Here is a 17675-nt window from a genome sequence, read left to right as displayed (position 1 = left end):
CTAAAGCACCCTACCCGAACCCTCCTACGCCCCCATGCCTCGCTCCGTCTGTGTCCACCCCGATCACCGTTCCACAGTGGCCCTATCCTTAGGGCGCAAAGGCTTCTTAACCCAGAGCATTTTGGCAGGGCACTTAGAGATAGCACTCTCAACGGTCAACAACTTTTGTCGGGGTATCAAGGTTTCTGTTGCTAAATTTGAGGAAATCTGCGATGCCCTTGAACTTGACCCACGAGTAATTGTCCAACCTCAAGAGAAGACGGAAGCTGTATCAAATTCCAGCGCAACCGGCGAACCAAGCCTCGATCATTTTTTTGCCTACGATCCATTTTGGGTCGGGCGGGAAGCTCTAACCCTCGAGCTAACAACAAAGCTTGACGGTGCCTGTCGCCTCATGCTGATTACAGGAATGGCTGGTGTGGGTAAAACAGCTTTGGCTGAGCGTTTATCAGTTGACCTACAAGGCAGCACCAATCAACTGCTGCGCGAGAACTTTGATGACCAAGAAAAATCAACCGACTTGGCTAGCTTTGCCGCTCGACTATTGGAAAACTGCGGACAAGTGATCACCCCTGAAGACCGAACCGATCCACAGCTACTGACACGCCGTCTGGTGCTGCATTTACAACAAACACCGTATCTGATTTTGATCGACTCCCTTGAGCAAATCTTGAAAGGTGATGAAAAAGATGGCTGGAGCGAGTTCAAAGACAATGGCTTTGTCGCGTTCTTCAAAGCCGTCTTAGCCAGCGACACATTTCAAAGCCGCTTTATCTTGACGTCTCAGGAACTTCCTTCCCAAATTGTCAAAATAGGCTCTCGCTATCAAAACTTTTGGCACTGCCAGTCCCTAGTCGGCTTATCTGAAGCTGAACAACAGGCACTATTTATAAAAACAGGACTTTCCCCTGAGTCCGCTCCTGAACTGCTTAGAATCGGTAAAGCCTACGAAGGCCATCCCCTGGCGTTGCGCATCATCATTGGAGAAATCGGCAGCCATCCGTTTTATGGCAACATTGCGGCCTACTGGCAGCGCTACGGCCAAGAAATTGAAGCGGTAGAAAAGGCCATTGCAGAGGCTGCCGAAGGTCACACCATGGGTGCAGATGACAAATGGCAGCTTGATCGCTTTACCCGTGCCCTGCGCCGCAATGTGCAGCAGCGCCTAGAGCAAACCTTCGAACGTCTGCGTCAGGATGCTAAATATGCATACATCCTGCTATGTGAGTCCTCCGTCTATCGCTGTCCGGTTCCCGATGACTGGTGGCTGAGCCATTTGGAAGATTGGCAACGGTCTCAGGTTGAGCAGCTGACAGCGTTGGAAATATTGTGCGATCGCTACCTGGTCGAAGAGATAACCGAAGGTGCCCAAGTAATGCTCAAACAGCACAACCTTATCCGCAGCGTTTCCTTGGCCCATCTCAAACAGCTGACCTTTGATGCCTAGCTTATCAATTCGCACTGATCGCCATGAGTTCAAATGCTGCGCCTGAACTGACCAATTGCCCTTAACCTCGATACAATAGGGTAATTCCCCACCAGAGGTGAGATCATGACCCAAACGACTGATTCGCGCATGCGGTGGACGACTACCGATCTGCAACTTCTACCTGAAAGCAGTAATCGGTATGAAATCATTGACGGAGAATTACTGGTAACTAGATCACCCCATTGGGGACATCAAAAAGCATGCGGTAACGCCTATGCAGAATTAAGGGATTGGTCAGTTGAAACTAGCTTAGGGGAAGCTGTCCAGGCACCAGGTGTCATCTTTAGTGATGCAGATAATGTGATTCCTGATGTAGTGTGGATCAGTAAAGCTCGTCTGGCAACATCTTTAGATGAGTCGGGTCATTTAACCGTTGCCCCAGAGCTGATTGTTGAAGTACTTTCTTCCGGTGTAGACAATGAGCGGCGAGATCGAGAAACCAAGCTGAAACTCTACACTAGTCGAGGGGTGCAAGACTACTGGATTCTCGATTGGCGCTTAAAACAGATTGAGGTATATCGTCGTCAATCGGGGCTTTTACAACTTGAGAGTACGCTTTTCCCTGGTGATACCCTAAGTTCTCCTCTGTTGCCGAGTTTTGCTTGTGATGTAGAGCGTCTGTTTCTGTAAAGGGCAATCGATGGTTACCTTACAGCTTCGTCAATTGGATGTTCCTCAAGGGCAGCGGCTACTGCTCCACTATGTCAGCTGGTCTGAATTTGAGGCCATTCTAGAAGAACTCGGTGAACATCGCAGTACGCGCATCGCCTACGACAATGGCCTATTAGAAATTATGGTTCCTTTACCTGAGCATGAGTCTGATAAAGAAATCATCGGAGATCTGCTCAAGGCACTATTAGAAGAACTAGATGTTGAATTTCTCACGCTGGGTTCAACAACATTTAAGAACTCAGACATGCTGAAGGGCATTGAGCCAGATCAGTGCTTCTATATTCAAAACGAAGCTGCGGTACGCGGCAAAAAGCGCTTAGATCTAACGATAGATCCACCACCAGATTTGGCGTTAGAGATTGATATAACCTCTCGTACTCATCCAGAGACCTATGCAGCTCTGGGTGTGCCTGAACTATGGCGACGGGTGGAACAAACTATTCATATCTATCAGCTACAGGCAGGGCAATATGTAGAGGTTTCTGAAAGCCCTACATTTCCGGGCTGGTCCTTACAGGCCGAGATACCTATCTATGTAGAACAGAGTCGTTTAGACGGACGCAACAAGACAATGCGGGCATTTCGAAAATGGGTCAGGAGTCGTTTATTCGAGAATAGTTGATCACTGTGGTAAATACCATAGCTCCAGCTATCCACATAGCTGGATTTGCCTCCATCAGTAGTGACTGGTGCTATAAAATTAGAGTTGGTAATGCTTTATAAGCCATGGCTGACACGATCACTTTAGAACTACCCGAACGTCTTCACCAGCGATTACTCAACACCGCTCAAGCTACTCAACAGTCGTTAGAGGCAGTGATTCTGCGAGCATTGACGATTGGCAGCCCACCGGATTGGACTGATGTACCTGAAGAGTATCAGGCTGATTTGGCTGCACTAGACCGTTTAGATAATGATGCTTTGTGGCGGGTAGCTCAAGCTAATAAATCGGCTGAGGATATGGCTCGCTACGATGAATTGTTAGATCGTAACAGTGAAGGGCAGTTAACAGATACTGAACAGCTGGAGCTTCTCAATCTACGTAAAGAATCTGAGCGCTTTATGCTGTGTAAATCTCATGCGGCTTCGATTTTGCGCTGGCGCGGATATCGGTCACTGGCTGCTTGATACCGTATGTCATCCTATATTTCGGCAACTCTTCGCGAGCAGATTATACAAACGGATCGTAAGCGCTGTTGTTATTGCCAAACCCAGGAGTTAAACAGTGGCATTCCGCTGTCGTTTGATCATATTTTACCTCGCTCACAAGGAGGTGAAACAAGTTTTGAAAATGTTTGTCTGGCTTGTCGTCCTTGCAATGAATTTAAAGCAGCGTCTACTGAAGGGATAGATCCTCTCACTGGAGTAAGTGTGAGCTTATTCAATCCACGTTTTCAGCATTGGGGAGAGCATTTTGCTTGGAGCGACGATGGAATAACTGTTGAGGGCTTAACACCAATTGGCAGAGCAACTGTGGTTATTTTACGAATGAATCACACTGCAATTGTTACTGCTCGTAAACGCTGGTCATACAGTGGATGGCATCCGCCAACAGATTGACCAGTCTCTTTCTAGTTAACCGGTTTTGAGTGTAATGCCAATTGTGTACTTTCCTTCACCTGTACGTTCGTAAGCAGCAATAGTACCCAAGGCATTAAGTTTTTGGCCCAGAAACAGACAAAATGCCTGGGGAGCAAAAAGAATAAGGTGTGTTGTCTTGGGTCGATATTTTTTGACGGAACGTTGAATAACGTCACGGGCTACTTCCGCGAGGGCAGTAGCATCTGCCGCTGATTGAATTGTTTGTCTGCTTACTCCTTGCTCAGGCTCGGCATATACGACACTTGTAAATAGGCCAGGCGATTCTTGAATAAGTTCAACGACGTCGCCTTTGGCAGAGCCCGTAATGCTAAAGACCATCAACAGATGGTCACCCTTTTTGCCTTTTTCTTCTAACGTGAACTTTGCATCGGATGGAGGCTCATCTGATGCCCATAAAAAGGTTTGATTGCCGGTAAACTGTTCCACTTTAAAGCGATAACCACCTACTTCAGGAAATGTATAGCCTAAGGCCAGGATCGCTGTCAGCGATGCCCTCACTTTAAGGTGGATATAGGGATTGTCAGAAGACTGTTTAAGTTGGTTTTTGACTTGTTTTAGCCCAGGTAAAAGAATAGTATTCCAGGTGTCTTGATCAGGGATTTGTCTTGTATCGCGTTCATAGTGGGGTGTCCAATCCAACAATGCTGCAGGATTACCCTCAGCTGGTGGTTCTTCCCAAGCATAGAGCCATAGATTAAAGTCTGAAGATTCTCCTGGGAAGGGGACTGGATTTGGCACCTCGCGTTCGGTAACTGTCCCTGGAAACTGAGGTCGTTGGGCAGGTTTCATGCGCTCGTCTTGCATACCTGCTAAAATTCGCTGCTGTGCTTCTGCCTCAGAGCAATTAAAGATGTCTACATAGACGATGGGAGCTAATAATCCTTGTGGGGTACAGTCTTCTATGCGGACAGGTATAAGTTTCCGAACCTGACTGGTGGGATCCTGGGCAAGTGCAGCGGCCCATTCTGCGTTAGTGAAGGGTTTATCTAAAGAACTTGAGGAAAGTACGGCAATTGTTCGAATAGCTTCTTTTGCAGCTTCCTGCATGTCTAGAATAAAGTTGCCACCGGGGCGAAAGTCCCATGCTTGAATGACAGTTGTATAGCCTGCTTCTTCTAATACCCATGCGATCCACTCTGCCCAGTTGCGATCATTTCCGGTGTAGCTGATAAAGAAATCTTTGGGGCATACATTTGTGTCGCTCATCTCAAATACTCACGGTTAGGGAAACTTCGCGATTTTTTACTGGTATTTTCTATTTGAATCTAAAATTGTTAGAGCATGCATTTAACTTTTTTGACTGAACCATCAGTCTCCTTAAGTGCCGTAACTTCTACAGTTAATATCTGACCTTCTTTTAAGGTATTTGTTTTTAACAGTTTTGATTCTTTTTGAGTAAGCCTAATGGTACCAAGCATTTCATAGGTTACCTTGCTACCCTTAATAGTCGTCACTGTTGCCTCTAGTTGCTGCCCAACTTCAAATGTATTAGCCTCTGCCACTGCTTTGAGTTCCGCCTCACGCTCTGACATTACCTCAGGTTTAGAAATCTCTCCTGTGGGAACTCCCTTGTCGTAATATTGCACTAATCGAGCGGCCCAGCCTAGCAGGTGCAACATCACGGGCGCATTATCCTGATAGTTAACCAGATACTGACTGCAAACATCATCCAAGCTGCGATAATACTCAACCGTCCGTTTGCTGTGGCCAATAGTTTTGCCTTGGCGGACTAAAGTTTTGAGGTAGTCAAAGAAGTACTTGCCTGCCTGCTCACGGTTCAAGTGCTCGCGTAGATAAGCGATTGCCTTGCGGAGTTCGTTTACGTCAGTGCCATCGATAACTAGCTGACGTGCGATCGCATCCGCAATCTGCCATTGCGCATCCGTAAGCTTAGTTTCCTCTAGAATTGTTTCCGTCTCCATCAATACATACCCTCCGGAGCAGTACGAGTCGTCGGCCAGGCCAATACCTCTGCCAGTGCCTCTAGCTGAGGTTCTTCAATCAGCTTGCTGGTCTTAGCTGCGTTAGTCAGCTCGACAATAAAGGGCTGGATAGCCTCTCCTGTAAGTTTGTTTGCGTCAGGCGTTGTGTAACTAGTGTAGCGATCGCGCACATTCTGCGTCACATCAATCTCTCGAACTTCCACCTCAATGGTCCCCATGCCCACAGGCTTCCCCCCTCCAAGCTTTAAGGCCATAGGATGTTTTGTATCCTGGCCAAGGGCAATCAACAATGCCCCCAGCTGAGCCTTAGAAAGATTCAAAAACTGTAGGTCAGTCTTAAAACTATATTCCGTGCCCGCTTGCTGCACTGGAGTCCCACGATTGCCACCATCCACAGCTGCGGTAGCGTGGTAATAAAACTTACGGCCCGCTGCCTCATTGCGGTTAAAGTAAGCGCCCCTTTCATCAGGACGAGGCCGATAAAGCGAGGGCATAAACCCCGTTACGGTCTTAGTTGATGCACAGGTTGCATCGGTAAAGTGCACCAGTCCCTGCCAGTCTAAAGCTCCAAACACCTGACTCGCTGGACATAGGCTATCTTTTTTGCGACAGGGCAACCGATCTCTCGGCATTTTCTGGCGATACCGACCTGAAACCACAGCCAGAGTACTATTCGTAATCGCTTCATAAATAGCCCGCACGCAGCCCTTTAGAGAACTCCCTTGGATAATCAACTGTTTATCCTGACTCCGCGTCATGGTTTTTATTAGCGGCACCCGGCTGCCCACATCGCTACCCATGGCTGTGATGCCCGTAGACACATGCAGTGCAGTTTTTACCTTGAGCGTCAGATGGAGAGTCCCGTGATACCCATCGTCGATATAACGGTGGTGGCCAACGGGCTTTTTGAGAGCTGGTCGCTGTCTGGGAAACGGAACCAGCTCATAGGGTTTATCCGGTCCCTCATCATCAACAGAATTCTTCTTAAGAATTGGGCGATTAGGTTTAGCCATACTATTTCACCCTCAACGCTATAAAGTGAACGGTGCCAGTCGCCTCATCAATAAAGTACCGCTGACCAATATCAAGCTTGTTATCAGATGAATCGTTGTAATCTAACCCCTTGGGAAAACGAGTTTCTGTTTTTGGATAGAAGTTTGCTTCCAAATCTTTAGGCATCCAAGCTGTACCCACAGGGGTTAGGCTCTTATCTAGCTGAATGGTAGACAACACTAAAACGCTGTACTGTTCACCCTTAAGTTTCTTCCAGCGCAACTCACTTTTTTGGTCAAACACTTGACCTTCTCGGCAGCTATAGTCAATTGCCTTTGTTGGTTCCAGCAGCTTGACCTCGTGGGGCCATCTAAGAAATCTCCAGGCCTGATTACCCATGCAGGTTTGAATCAGATTTTCGAGAGTGGCTTGATTAATATTGTCAGCGGTTCCTACGAATGCTGTTGCTTCGCTCATGCGGTCACCTCTAAACGCTGTCGCCAGGATGTAACTGCCCGTGTAAATAGGTCGCCAACCTGATCGCCTGTCCAGGTGAGTTTTACCCCCAGTCCATAGGCCATCTCCTCGGCTGCAACTGGCGTAGTTTGAACATCATCAGGTGGAAAGCCATACTTTTGACGCTCGGTATCGTCTAGAAAAGCTCCTGCTCCAATCAGCGATGTATGGGGCCATTGTTGGCTACTGCCTAATAAGCTGACTTGCTTACCCTGTAAAACACAGCCTGGATACTCAACAGTAGCTTGTTGTAGCTTAACCTCTACCAAACCCATGCCGCGAGACTTAGCAAACCCCAAGCCAAACCAACCATCGTTGAGGTCTCGTAATACCAGACCAATTAGCCCTAGCTGCTCCAGGCTAAAGTTTTTGAGGTGTAGCTTAGTGCGAAACTCTCCAGCCGTACATACCTGATAGTTGAAGGGACCGACTGCCACAGAGCCGAATACCCGGTCAATAGCCACGCCGTTACGTTCTTCCGTTTTTACCTGTTTAGGATCCACCGGATAGGCATCCTCAATGCGCAGACGGCTAGAAATGGCAATGCTGCCAAATAGCTGATCGGTAAACGACGACCAACGATAGATTTTCTGTGTGTCTTTTTCCTTTTCTATATAGCTATAACTTTTACGATCCAAAGGATCGGTAGCCCACAGAGGGCGAGGTGTGTCTGCATCGGCAGGAGTCAGGTCTCTAGGCCGTTCACTAGAACCGATGGTACGAACAATTCGCTCGGCATGGGCACGAATCGCTCCCTTAAGAGAACTACCGGGAAAGTAAATTGAACGTCCACCAGCATGGAATGTTTCGACAAACTCCATGTCTGGCTTCGTTGGGTCCGCGCCTTCTTTACCCGATTTGATCAAGACTGGCCCTTGAGGCGTTAAGCTAAGTTCAATGGTGCAATGGTTTACAAATCGTTTATGCATAGGTCAGATTCTTAGGCCTCTACTGCAGCAATTGGTTGATTTTGAGCTTTCCAGGAGAGATAACTCACCAGTGCCCTGGTCCAGTCTGTTTTCAATCCGTCAAAAAAATCGTCCACTCGTTCATAGTCACTCAGGTCACCTGTGGCTAGATGCTGCATGTAGGTCAGCAGTGCTGTGGGGTCTTCTTCTGGATCTACCCACATCACCTTATTGATATCAAGCTCCACAATACCTAACCCCCGTGAGCATCCACCCCCTAGCGGAATCTGTTGCATCTTAAATTGTTGCAACCCTACCATCAGTAGCCCTAGTTCCCAGTAACCGATTTCTTCATCTTGGCCTGTGTCAGGATTTTGGATGGTAGCCGTATCGGCATTTTCAAAAATAGCCTTGAACTCAAACTGAACTCCAGCAGGCACTACCTGAAAGTCATAGAGTCGTCCATCGGCAGCCGTTTCCGTATCTCGATCAATGGATACGCCATCGCGCTCCTGGTATTGGCCAAACCAGGTATCTGACTTAACCGTTAAATCTCTCACTTGAAACTTGCTAGCCTGCCAGGGGGCTCCAAACACTTTTGACGCCGCATCGGTTATGTTCTCCAGCTCTACCGTTAGACTTGCATCATCATCTTTGTGTGCTTCTTTCAGTTCCTTCACTTGGTCAGAGAAATCACGGCTAACCAGCTGCGATGGATCATTGGCGAGAGAAGGGGTAATGCCTCTGAGAAAACTTTCAAGCCGAGAGCGCAACGCTCCTTTGAAGCTAGAACCTGGGATTAATGGCTGACCCAGAGCATCTTTAACCACCGGTAGATCGGAACCAATAGGCTCCAGAGAACGCCCTTGGCTGATGCGTAATGCTGTAACTGTAGTGAGAGTGCCCGTGAGTTCCAGACGGTTTTTGAATACATCGAACATAGTTTAACCCTCCCGCATAGTGTTGAGATATCTAAGATGACGAGATCCATAGCCAAGATAACGACGGATTAATTCCATCCAAATCCCTTTTTGGTCAAGGCTGGTTCCATCGTCATTTAAATCTTTTACCGCATTAAAAATGTTGTTAGAAGTGGTTTTTAATCGATTATCAATATCTTGAATAATCTGTTCAGCAAGAGAATTCTTTCCACGCCCCCACTTACGTTCTCGGCCCACCTGATAGCGAAGAAAGTTTTTAACGACTTCTGCACTATCAGTGGTGTCAGCCACACTAACTAAGTTGCGAAACTGGGATTCTTCCAGCTTATCTCTACCGGATGTAGGATATTCACAATCATTTAAGGCCTTTTGAATTGCGATGACAATGTCATCCTCTGACTGTCGGATACCTTTTTGAATCGCAAGTGACTTTTTCATATGTTTACGCTGGTTCCTCCCTCATAACCTGATGAAACTCATGACAGACTCTGACCTGACCGTAACCTTCCTCCGTGCGCTGACCAATGCCATGTTTTTCTAGTTCAGCTAATGCTTTATAACAAGGGTTTACCTCCGGCATACTAAACAGAAAGGTGCTTCCTATAGGCGTTATCAGCTCAACATCTTTAGGTAATCCCCAGGCTGCATTCCAGCCAGAACGATATCCATAGCTGCTATGGGATGCATGTAGCATCAGGCTATCTTGATCGATATCCAGAGCTTGAGCCAGCATCGCCTTAGAGAACACCATGGTCCGTTGCCAGTTTTCAGATAGGATGGCATCGGACTGAAGTGTGAGGGCAAAGAATAAACGATCTTCTGTTGGGTTTGAAGTCGCTTGGCTCAGAACATTCCAATACTGCCAACGCTGCTTAAGCAGTTCATTGAATTTTTTAATTCTTTTCTCAAGAGCGGCCTGTTGGTCACTGATTTTCTTGGAAGTGAACTCAATCTTAACCTTGCCTAAGCCTCGTGAGGCAGAACCACCTAACCGTATTGTTCGACAATGCTTTCGTAAGAAAGCAAATAACTGATCGGCTAGGTCATCATCCGAAACATTGATCCGAGCGCAGTAGACGGTTTGTTCTCGCTTTTCTGCTTTTCCTTGGGCTTCATCCATCACCTCGATGCTATATAAAATCTCATCCTGGGCAGTGGCTCGTCGTCGGTTAATGCCTACTCGGGTGAGTAATCGTTTAGTAACTGAATGTTTCACATATTTTTGGTTGCCGTCATGACTATAAAAACCACCCATCGGTTCAACAGCATTCCCTTTTAGATCGTTGGGTTGATAAAAATAGCCCTGCTCCCTGGCACAAAAACTATCGATCAGGCTATCAAATACTCCTGCTTTCTTGGGTTTGAAGCCACTATCGTTTTTGGTACTCAGGGCAGTGGCAGGTAAGACTTGAATATCGTCATCCTTTAGCTCATAGCAACCTTCACCCAAAGAAGCGATCGCAACATACCCATTGATAAAAATAGCTGGTGTTTCATCTAGGAATAGCTTGTGAAAGTCGTCATCAGGTTGGGGCTGGCCACCTGCCTGTATGAGGGCTTTTGCGATCGCACCCCGGATCACGGTGCCCGGAATATAATCCATCGCCTCGCTCACCGAGCCCCCCGGCTTCTGACGTCCGATAGCCAGGGCAGAGTTGGCTGTTATGGTTAGCTCTATTTGTTTCATGCAGCCCCTCCTGGTTGAGTTGTGTCATTAGCGTCATCCTCAGTAGCGTTATCCTTGGCTTGCTGCTGAGCTTCGCCCAAGAATGTCCACACCTCATCGGCAATGGCGGCTTGTTGATCCTGCGGCCATTCCCAATGGAGCCAGCCCAGCCCAGCAGACTTGCTACCGCCCAGGGCATGGATATGGGCCATAGCTGCTCGAACCAAAGCCATGGCCACATCAGGCACGACAGCGTCACTATCAGCCATAGTCCATGGTGGCAATATTTCTAGATGTCCTTCGAACCTAAGCTTGACGTTAGCGGGTGAGGTTTCCAAAAAATACAGTTTCTGGTCTTCTGCTGTGCGACGACGACGGTTAATCGTCACCCCAGGACGCAATACCTCTGGAATTGCATCTGGAGGCTCTGTACACACCAGGTCACCAAACTGTAGTCGAGCCGGTAGAGATGGATTACCAAACAATTGACAGATTAAACAATGATATTGGGGAGCACCATTCGCATGGTGTAAAAAGTCTTGCAGTCTATAAGCTTGAAGCCGAAATGTGTCACCCTCAGCAATACCTGCTCGTTGCGGACACATCAGAGCCGCAGAGGGTGATTCACACACAGGCCACTTTAAACCTCTAGCTAATTTCTCACACTCATGGCGCAAACGCCCTTTAACCTGCGAGGCTGGAATTACCAGACGACCTTCCGCATTTTTGAGAATAGGTTTATCTGCTAGAGACCCTGAGGAACCTCCTGCCCCGACACATAGGGCAGAATCAACAACGGCGGCTAATGGTAACTCGGTATTGATTGCATTTGCCGTTGCTTGGTTTAGAGTTGCTAATTGGATCATGACCGCTCTCCCCCAGCCTCAGTTGTTTGCTCACTAGTAACCTGACTGCCAGGTAGGTCTGACTGCGGCTCAATAAAGTCAAATAGCTCTACTAGTTCACGCCACAAGGTTTCATAGGTTGTTTTCTGTTTCTCTTTATTTACTTCATCCTGATTATCATCACCCTCCGGTGGCAGCCAAGGTGCTAGATTACCAGGATTAGTTTTAGCCGCACACCAAGGCTGCTCAAATCTCTCTCTCAGAATTGCCTGATTGTCTTTGCTCAGCCGTACTCGAAAATAGCGATAGTTCAAGATAGCCGTACGTTTACCTCGTTCTAACAGGCTACGAATTTGGTAAAGCTGTGATTTTGGAAAACCAGCTTCTTTAAAGCCCCGAATGGTTTCGATGAGGCCATCTAACTCATGCAGTGTATAGGGACTCGCATAAAGCTTAAGCTCCTGGTTTCGATGAGGCAGTTGTACCGTTAGACCTTCCTCCCGAAAAGATTGAATATCTGAGGAAATCATGGTGACTGCTTTCAGGGGCAAAATGTCCACAGTGCCACCGTAGTAACCATTTTTCTTTAAGGCTTTAGCCTTCTTCTTGGAAGACTTGAGGAGTTGAGTTACAAGGCGGTCAGCATAATAGATAGGAGTGTTAGCTGCTGTAATCAGAACTCCACTAGAGATGCTGAGACGACATTCTGGTTTTTCGGCGTCTTCTGGGTCGTAGCGATGAACTTTATCAAGTTGGATAGGAATACCTGAGGCAGGAATAGGGTAGCGTGCCTTGCCTGTTTCCTCATCTTTTTTTGTCTTTAGTATCCGTTCAAAATGTTCTCCGATTTTATGAGCTACCTCTAAAGCTTTATTGGCAGGCACAATCAGCAATACATCATCGCCACCAATGGCAACGATCTCAAAGGGATGAATATCCACCGGGTCTTTATTAGTGCGTGGAGAACGGGCATCGGGTATGTAGTGATGCGGATGCATACACTCGGCTAATGCCCAATATACCGATTGTTCAGTGGCTTCAAAGACGTCTTGACTAAATCGCTGATAGTCCTCAGGGGTTTTGATTTCATCACGAATGTACTGCCCCATATTGTTGCCATCAGCATAAATATAAGCAATATAGCCTTTGCTAGCATCACCAATCTCATTCAGGGCGCGAGCTTCTCTCTTATAAGGCTCCCTAAGATTTCCTTGGCTGTTAAAAATGTTCGAACCCGAATCATACTGAGAAACCAACTGATGATCTCGTAGAAAGTTTTCAAACTTACTTACCCAGCTTTGGAATGTTATTTCTTCTGTGATTTCTGGATTCCAATGTTCTTCAAACCCAGCTAGTCGATACCATCGAGCACTAATATCTTCACGCTTTGTAATTTGCCCAACCCGCCGTTTACGAGCGGAGGGCTCAGATAATTTTGGGCTGTCGGGCAGTTGTGCATCTTGAATCTGAGTAACCGCAGACCGTTGATCTACATCATCACGCTGAAGGTACGGATGAGTTTCAAATGCTGGTGGATAGCAACGACTAGGGCGGCTGGTCAAATCGTAACCACTTCGTCGCTGATTAAATAAATTAGCTAGTTTGCCGGTGAGTTCACTAAAGGTTTTGCATTGTTCAAATGCCTCGTGAATTTTTCCTTTTGTTGCTCCAGGCTTAAAATCAAAAGCTGCCTGAAGCGCAGGGTTATCTGCTTGGGTTGCTAATTCATCTATCCACAAGGTTTGAGAAATTGGATCTTGCAGAACCCCTAAACGAATTTCTAAGGGACTAAATGCCTCTCCCACTGCACAAGAGTTAGCTGTTAAGGTTTCTGTTGTATAGCGTTTTTCAATAGCATTAGCCAACTGATCTACTACTTGAGCTGGACAAAAAGCAAGGATATTTCCCCCTGTAGAGTAGATAATCAATTGAGGGATTAGTGCAGTAGATAGTTCGGAGAATTCTTGTTCTAACCAATCTCTACGAACGACATCACGGCAGTAGATTGGTGCATTAGCACAAGCTTCGAAGCGAATATCTTCTGACTGCTCTGCATGGAAAAAGGCAGGTAAGTCAACTAGATTAATTCGGTCCAGCAGTCCTGAGGCACCACGGATTTCTTGCAGGTCTGCTGACTCAAACACATAGCTCTTAACCTTGGTAACACCGCCATAAACTAGACCAATTTTGGTATTCCAAAGCTTTTCATACTCTGACTGTTGGATTAACTCTTCCAAAGCATCCTTTGTCTCTGGGTGTTGAAGAGTATCTAATTTTTGGGCTTGTGTTAGTGCCGCTTGAAAAGCCTCATTTTGAGGAAATGAGGCATCCTCAGGATCTTTCCCTTCTGCTAGAGCTTGGTGTAACGATTTAAGATCGGGGTTATTGGGAGTCCAGGTTAAGCACCATGCGATCGCAATCTGAATATCTCGTTTAATCCGAGTATCCGACTTCAGGTTGTTGTCAGGCATTGTGGTCGATTAATGATTGTGGGCAGTAGAAAATCAATAGCTTGAAATAAGTGTTTGGCAACCAGACTCTTTATCCTTTCTAGTAGCAACCTTGGTACTACTGTTCTTTCTCCCTGAACCCATGGACCACAACGCAGCTCTAAAAATGGTTCATGGCGTAAAATTTGGTCCTTAGAGTCCAAAGTGCTGTGGATTACAGCAACTGGCTGTAAGTTTCCTTGATTTCTACAAAATTTGTGCCAGGGCTCAATTTCTTCAGGCTTTGAACTAATAATCAAATAATGAGTACAAGCGTCTAAAACCGCTTGCTTTTCAAGTTGTACCATCCCACCTGCATCGACAATGACTAAGGTCTTTTGCTGGCGCAGATTACGAATCGCCTGTCCCTGATAAGGGAAAAATCGCTCGGTTAGAGTTCCTTTATTGGCCAATTTGAATGCCTCCCGCTCAGCCGCGTTTTCGGGCAGTTCCAAAATCCAGTTACCTTCTCCGTCCCAGTGCGCCCGTTGTAGATAGATATCCGGATCGTCTTTAACCAATGTCACAAATAGTTGGTGAGACAATACGCTCTTGCCACTATCGGGTGGCCCTACCACTAGCAGTGCAGGACCCAACTGGTTGGAGCCGATAAATGAAAGTTCGAGGTTTAGTTCATCCAGAGGAATCACCTGACCTATGCTGACTAATTTGGAATGGGTTGTGGCAACAACTGCCCCCAAACGTGGGTCAAAACAAGCCACCCATACCGTAGGATGGCACTCATGAACCAGGTAAGTGTATAACCACACAGGGGCACGCCCGGAGAGTACTACACCTTTACGCGGATCCAGACCAATAGGCAAACGCAACGTTGCTAGGTTTTTGGGTTCTATGATGCGATCGCAACTCACCAACTCAATAGTTATTAGCTGATAGGCCAGTCCCTGGGTCGTTTCATGATGGCTCAGCGACAGTTGAATTGAAGCATCGGCCACAGGCAATTCTCCAAAGGCAAACGTTAGATGTGGAAACGCAGAATTTTTGAATCATTGGGATATAGCAGATGCACTGTGGTTTTTTACCACTAATTTCGCTATATGGTTTCCTTTTGCTAATTATGCATACACTTTAGAAGAGGGGTCTTCAAAACAAGCTTTCGTTAAGGTTTCAATGGTATTCAACTACCTACCTACGCCCAAACTACTGCATGGGTTAGCTAAGGGACGATTAGCGGAGCGGCTCCAGCGGGCGGTGCGTCTGTGGGTATTGCTATACCGGCTTTATGGCCCTGACGCTTGGGCACAGCAGCTGCCACAGCCGTTTCGCTATGGTGATTTGCGCGATCTCCTATTTGCTCAAACCCATGGGCACAGTGAAACGGCTAAGGTGGCGGAGCTGACTCAAAACTGCGACTTTAACTGTTGTTGTCAGAGAACGCTGACAACCTGGTTAGTGGATAGTAATCCTGCATTTTCGTTAGCAGATTGGCAGCAGGAGATCATAGGCCTGAGCGATCTGACCAACGACGCGATAGAAACAGCTTTAGAGAGCTGTCCATTTGCCACTGTTCATCGTTCGATTCGAGATGATCTATCCCATTTGGTGGAGCTGGGGTGGCTGACTGGAGAGGGAAAGGGGCGCTTTTGTACGGTGGCCCCCCATGATTGGCCATTGGCTGGTCAGCCGCCGCTGCCGCTGGGGAATTTGTCGGTGGCGCAGACGTGGGAGGTATTGCGATCGCTAGAATCCATCTCGTTTGTACAGCCTAATTTGCATGTCATTGTACAGTCGCTATGGGAGCAGCTGACGAGCCCACAGCCGGTTACCACCCGAGAGCCAGAGCAGCGAATCTTTATCCATTTGGATTACATTCTATCGGGGGAAATGCAGGAGCATGTGGATACTCTACAAGAGCAAATCGAACAGCTATGGCGCAGTGGGGGCGGTGTCATTCGGTTTGACTATTGGATTAGTGCAAATGAGGCTGTGCCGATTACGGTCTATCCGGTATGTTTGCACTATTCTCGGCGGGCTAAGTATCTCAGTGCCTATGGCGATGAGCCTGCGGGTGTGTTTGGTTGGCATAATTATCGTCTGGATCGGATTGCGTCGCCTCGGTTAAGGGTGTTTGCCTGGGGGGCTCCACAGGTGCCAGAGTCTCTGCGGGAGATGCGGCGTACGGGACAGTTGCCGACATCGGAGCAGGTGAGTGCTGCCTTGGATGAGGCCTGGGGGTTTAATTTTTACTTACCCCGACGGTTGTTGATTATGCGATTTCCGTCTGAGTTTGCGCGGTGGTATGTGGATCAGACTGAGCGGCACTCTACTTTCCAGTCGATTGATTATGGGGCATTGCCAAAATTGGTAAAGCAGGAGATAGGGGACGCTAATGAACAGGTGGAAGTTTTGGATATTTTGGCTCGGTTAAATCCGCAGGATGCTTATTATCAGGCGTGGGTGCGTTTGGGGGATATTAATATTGTGATGCGGTTGCGAGATTGGCGGCCTAAGGGGGAGGTGATTGCGCCTTTAGAGCTGCGGCGGCGGATGCGGACTGAGGCAGCGGAGGAGTTAGGGCAGTATGAGATGAATGATGAACGAGGAACTATGAATGATGAAGTAATCCGTGTTTAATCTCACTCTAGTCAGTGGAATTAAAGGCGAGTTTAATTCATCGTTCATCATTTCTATTTCTGCTTTCTCTTCTGTTTCCGTCCCCTCGCGGGGTAATGGAATTTGAACAACTGCTTGGTTCTCACCGAACTGCCCAGTTTGTTGTGTTTCCGTCCCCTCACGGGGTAATAGAATTTGAACTTTGCTCTCTTTTCTTTTGGTAATGATGATAGCTGGGTTTCCGTCCCCTCGCGGGGTAATGGATTTTGAACAACATCATGAAAAACGCAACTCGCAACTTCGGTCTGTTTCCGTCCCCTCGCGGGGTAATGGATTTTGAACTAGTGAGTAAAGGTACGAATGGGGCAATATTCCATGTTTCCGTCCCCTCGCGGGGTAATGGATTTTGAACACCTACTTACTGCTCGGCATTGTAGCACTGGCGCTAGGTTTCCGTCCCCTCGCGGGGTAATGGATTTTGAACACCTACTTACTGCTCGGCATTGTAGCACTGGCGCTAGGTTTCCGTCCCCTCGCGGGGTAATGGATTTTGAACGGTTCAGTCTACTGATGTAGAAGTGAGAGTTTTATCAATGTTTCCGTCCCCTCGCGGGGCAATGGATTTTGAACGTTGCTCTTCACGGGCGCGCTCAGCTTCTTCTTGTTGGTTTCCGTCCCCTCGCGGGGTAATGGATTTTGAACCCAAAGCTGCTCTATAACGGTGTTAAGCGACGGGAATTGTTTCCGTCCCCTCGCGGGGTAATGGATTTTGAACGCTTCAAGTCGCTGCAGTGTTTGGTATTGGCTGCTGTTTCCGTCCCCTCGCGGGGTAATGGATTTTGAACGATGGGGTGGGCTGATTCTGATCAGCGGCTCTAGTTTCCGTCCCCTCGCGGGGTAATGGATTTTGAACTAGATGACAATTAATGGTCATCTAGGTTAAGTCTAGGGTTTCCGTCCCCTCGCGGGGTAATGGATTTTGAACGATCTGGGGTAGTTTTACCCGTAATAACAAGGGTTTCCGTCCCCTCGCGGGG

17 protein-coding genes and 1 CRISPR repeat array are annotated in these 17675 nt (G+C 47.4%); of the genes, 6 read left to right on the top strand and 11 right to left on the bottom strand.

Annotated features, from left to right (window positions below; all coding sequences use genetic code 11):
* Positions 1-34 precede the first annotated feature (34 nt).
* The 5 genes from IQ260_RS12790 to IQ260_RS12770 all read left to right on the top strand — a co-directional run bounded on the left by IQ260_RS12790 (position 35) and on the right by IQ260_RS12770 (position 3721).
* The gene (locus IQ260_RS12790; RefSeq protein WP_193993500.1) at positions 35-1447 is read left to right on the top strand and encodes an ATP-binding protein; all 1413 of its coding nucleotides are present in this window, start codon (positions 35-37) and stop codon (positions 1445-1447) included.
* A gap of 105 nt (positions 1448-1552) precedes the next feature.
* Positions 1553-2119: a Uma2 family endonuclease gene (locus IQ260_RS12785; protein ID WP_193993499.1), complete on the top strand. Its 567-nt coding sequence runs from the start codon at positions 1553-1555 to the stop codon at positions 2117-2119.
* A gap of 10 nt (positions 2120-2129) precedes the next feature.
* Entirely contained in the window at positions 2130-2783 is a 654-nt protein-coding gene (locus IQ260_RS12780) for a Uma2 family endonuclease (RefSeq protein ID WP_193993498.1), read from the top strand.
* Positions 2784-2887: 104 nt separating this feature from the next.
* Positions 2888-3289 carry a hypothetical protein gene (locus IQ260_RS12775; RefSeq protein ID WP_193993497.1) on the top strand — a complete coding sequence of 134 codons (402 nt, stop codon included), beginning with the start codon at positions 2888-2890 and terminating at the stop codon, positions 3287-3289.
* Between the two features lie 6 nt (positions 3290-3295).
* The gene (locus tag IQ260_RS12770; protein WP_193993496.1) at positions 3296-3721 is read left to right on the top strand and encodes an HNH endonuclease; all 426 of its coding nucleotides are present in this window, start codon (positions 3296-3298) and stop codon (positions 3719-3721) included.
* A 15-nt stretch (positions 3722-3736) separates the two neighbouring features.
* Here the strand turns inward: IQ260_RS12770 and IQ260_RS12765 are convergent, their stop codons facing one another.
* From IQ260_RS12765 to crn3, 11 genes are all read right to left on the bottom strand, one after another.
* Positions 3737-4969: a TIR domain-containing protein gene (locus IQ260_RS12765; RefSeq protein ID WP_193993495.1), complete on the bottom strand. Its 1233-nt coding sequence runs from the start codon at positions 4967-4969 to the stop codon at positions 3737-3739.
* A 68-nt stretch (positions 4970-5037) separates the two neighbouring features.
* The gene (locus IQ260_RS12760) at positions 5038-5685 is read right to left on the bottom strand and encodes a hypothetical protein (RefSeq protein WP_193993494.1); all 648 of its coding nucleotides are present in this window, start codon (positions 5683-5685) and stop codon (positions 5038-5040) included.
* Positions 5685-6719, bottom strand: coding sequence for an RAMP superfamily CRISPR-associated protein (locus IQ260_RS12755; protein ID WP_193993493.1), 1035 nt, complete (start codon positions 6717-6719; stop codon positions 5685-5687). Before IQ260_RS12755 ends, IQ260_RS12760 begins: the two co-directional genes overlap by 1 nt.
* 1 nt (position 6720) lies before the next feature.
* On the bottom strand, positions 6721-7176 hold the full coding sequence (locus IQ260_RS12750; protein WP_193993492.1) for a hypothetical protein: 456 nt from the start codon (positions 7174-7176) through the stop codon (positions 6721-6723).
* Entirely contained in the window at positions 7173-8144 is a 972-nt protein-coding gene (locus IQ260_RS12745) for an RAMP superfamily CRISPR-associated protein (RefSeq protein ID WP_193993491.1), read from the bottom strand. Before IQ260_RS12745 ends, IQ260_RS12750 begins: the two co-directional genes overlap by 4 nt.
* Before the next feature lie 11 nt (positions 8145-8155).
* On the bottom strand, positions 8156-9064 hold the full coding sequence (gene csx7 / locus IQ260_RS12740) for a type III CRISPR-associated RAMP protein Csx7 (protein ID WP_193993490.1): 909 nt from the start codon (positions 9062-9064) through the stop codon (positions 8156-8158).
* 3 nt (positions 9065-9067) lie between these two features.
* The gene (locus IQ260_RS12735) at positions 9068-9502 is read right to left on the bottom strand and encodes a hypothetical protein (RefSeq protein WP_193993489.1); all 435 of its coding nucleotides are present in this window, start codon (positions 9500-9502) and stop codon (positions 9068-9070) included.
* A gap of 4 nt (positions 9503-9506) precedes the next feature.
* Positions 9507-10751 carry a type III-D CRISPR-associated RAMP protein Csx10 gene (gene csx10, locus IQ260_RS12730; RefSeq protein WP_193993488.1) on the bottom strand — a complete coding sequence of 415 codons (1245 nt, stop codon included), beginning with the start codon at positions 10749-10751 and terminating at the stop codon, positions 9507-9509.
* Entirely contained in the window at positions 10748-11596 is an 849-nt protein-coding gene (locus IQ260_RS12725; protein WP_193993487.1) for an RAMP superfamily CRISPR-associated protein, read from the bottom strand. The genes csx10 and IQ260_RS12725 overlap by 4 nt, the downstream gene beginning before the upstream one ends.
* The gene (gene cas10, locus IQ260_RS12720) at positions 11593-14046 is read right to left on the bottom strand and encodes a type III-B CRISPR-associated protein Cas10/Cmr2 (RefSeq protein ID WP_228015954.1); all 2454 of its coding nucleotides are present in this window, start codon (positions 14044-14046) and stop codon (positions 11593-11595) included. Before cas10 ends, IQ260_RS12725 begins: the two co-directional genes overlap by 4 nt.
* Positions 14028-15020, bottom strand: a complete 993-nt coding sequence (gene crn3 / locus IQ260_RS12715; protein ID WP_193993486.1) for a CRISPR-associated ring nuclease Crn3/Csx3 — start codon at positions 15018-15020, stop codon at positions 14028-14030. The genes cas10 and crn3 overlap by 19 nt, the downstream gene beginning before the upstream one ends.
* A 175-nt stretch (positions 15021-15195) precedes the next feature.
* On the opposite strand from crn3, the gene IQ260_RS12710 reads away from it, so the two are divergent.
* Entirely contained in the window at positions 15196-16659 is a 1464-nt protein-coding gene (locus IQ260_RS12710) for a TIGR03985 family CRISPR-associated protein (protein WP_193993485.1), read from the top strand.
* Positions 16660-16732: 73 nt separating this feature from the next.
* Positions 16733-17623: direct repeats of the CRISPR family, unit length 35 nt; unit sequence GTTTCCGTCCCCTCGCGGGGTAATGGATTTTGAAC.
* Positions 17624-17675 lie beyond the last annotated feature (52 nt).

Origin of the sequence: Leptolyngbya cf. ectocarpi LEGE 11479, from assembly GCF_015207065.1 — a bacterium.
Lineage (GTDB): Bacteria > Cyanobacteriota > Cyanobacteriia > Phormidesmidales > Phormidesmidaceae > Leptothoe > Leptothoe ectocarpi.
Note: the sequence above shows the minus strand (reverse complement) of the source record. Positions and strands in the feature narration are given on the sequence as shown.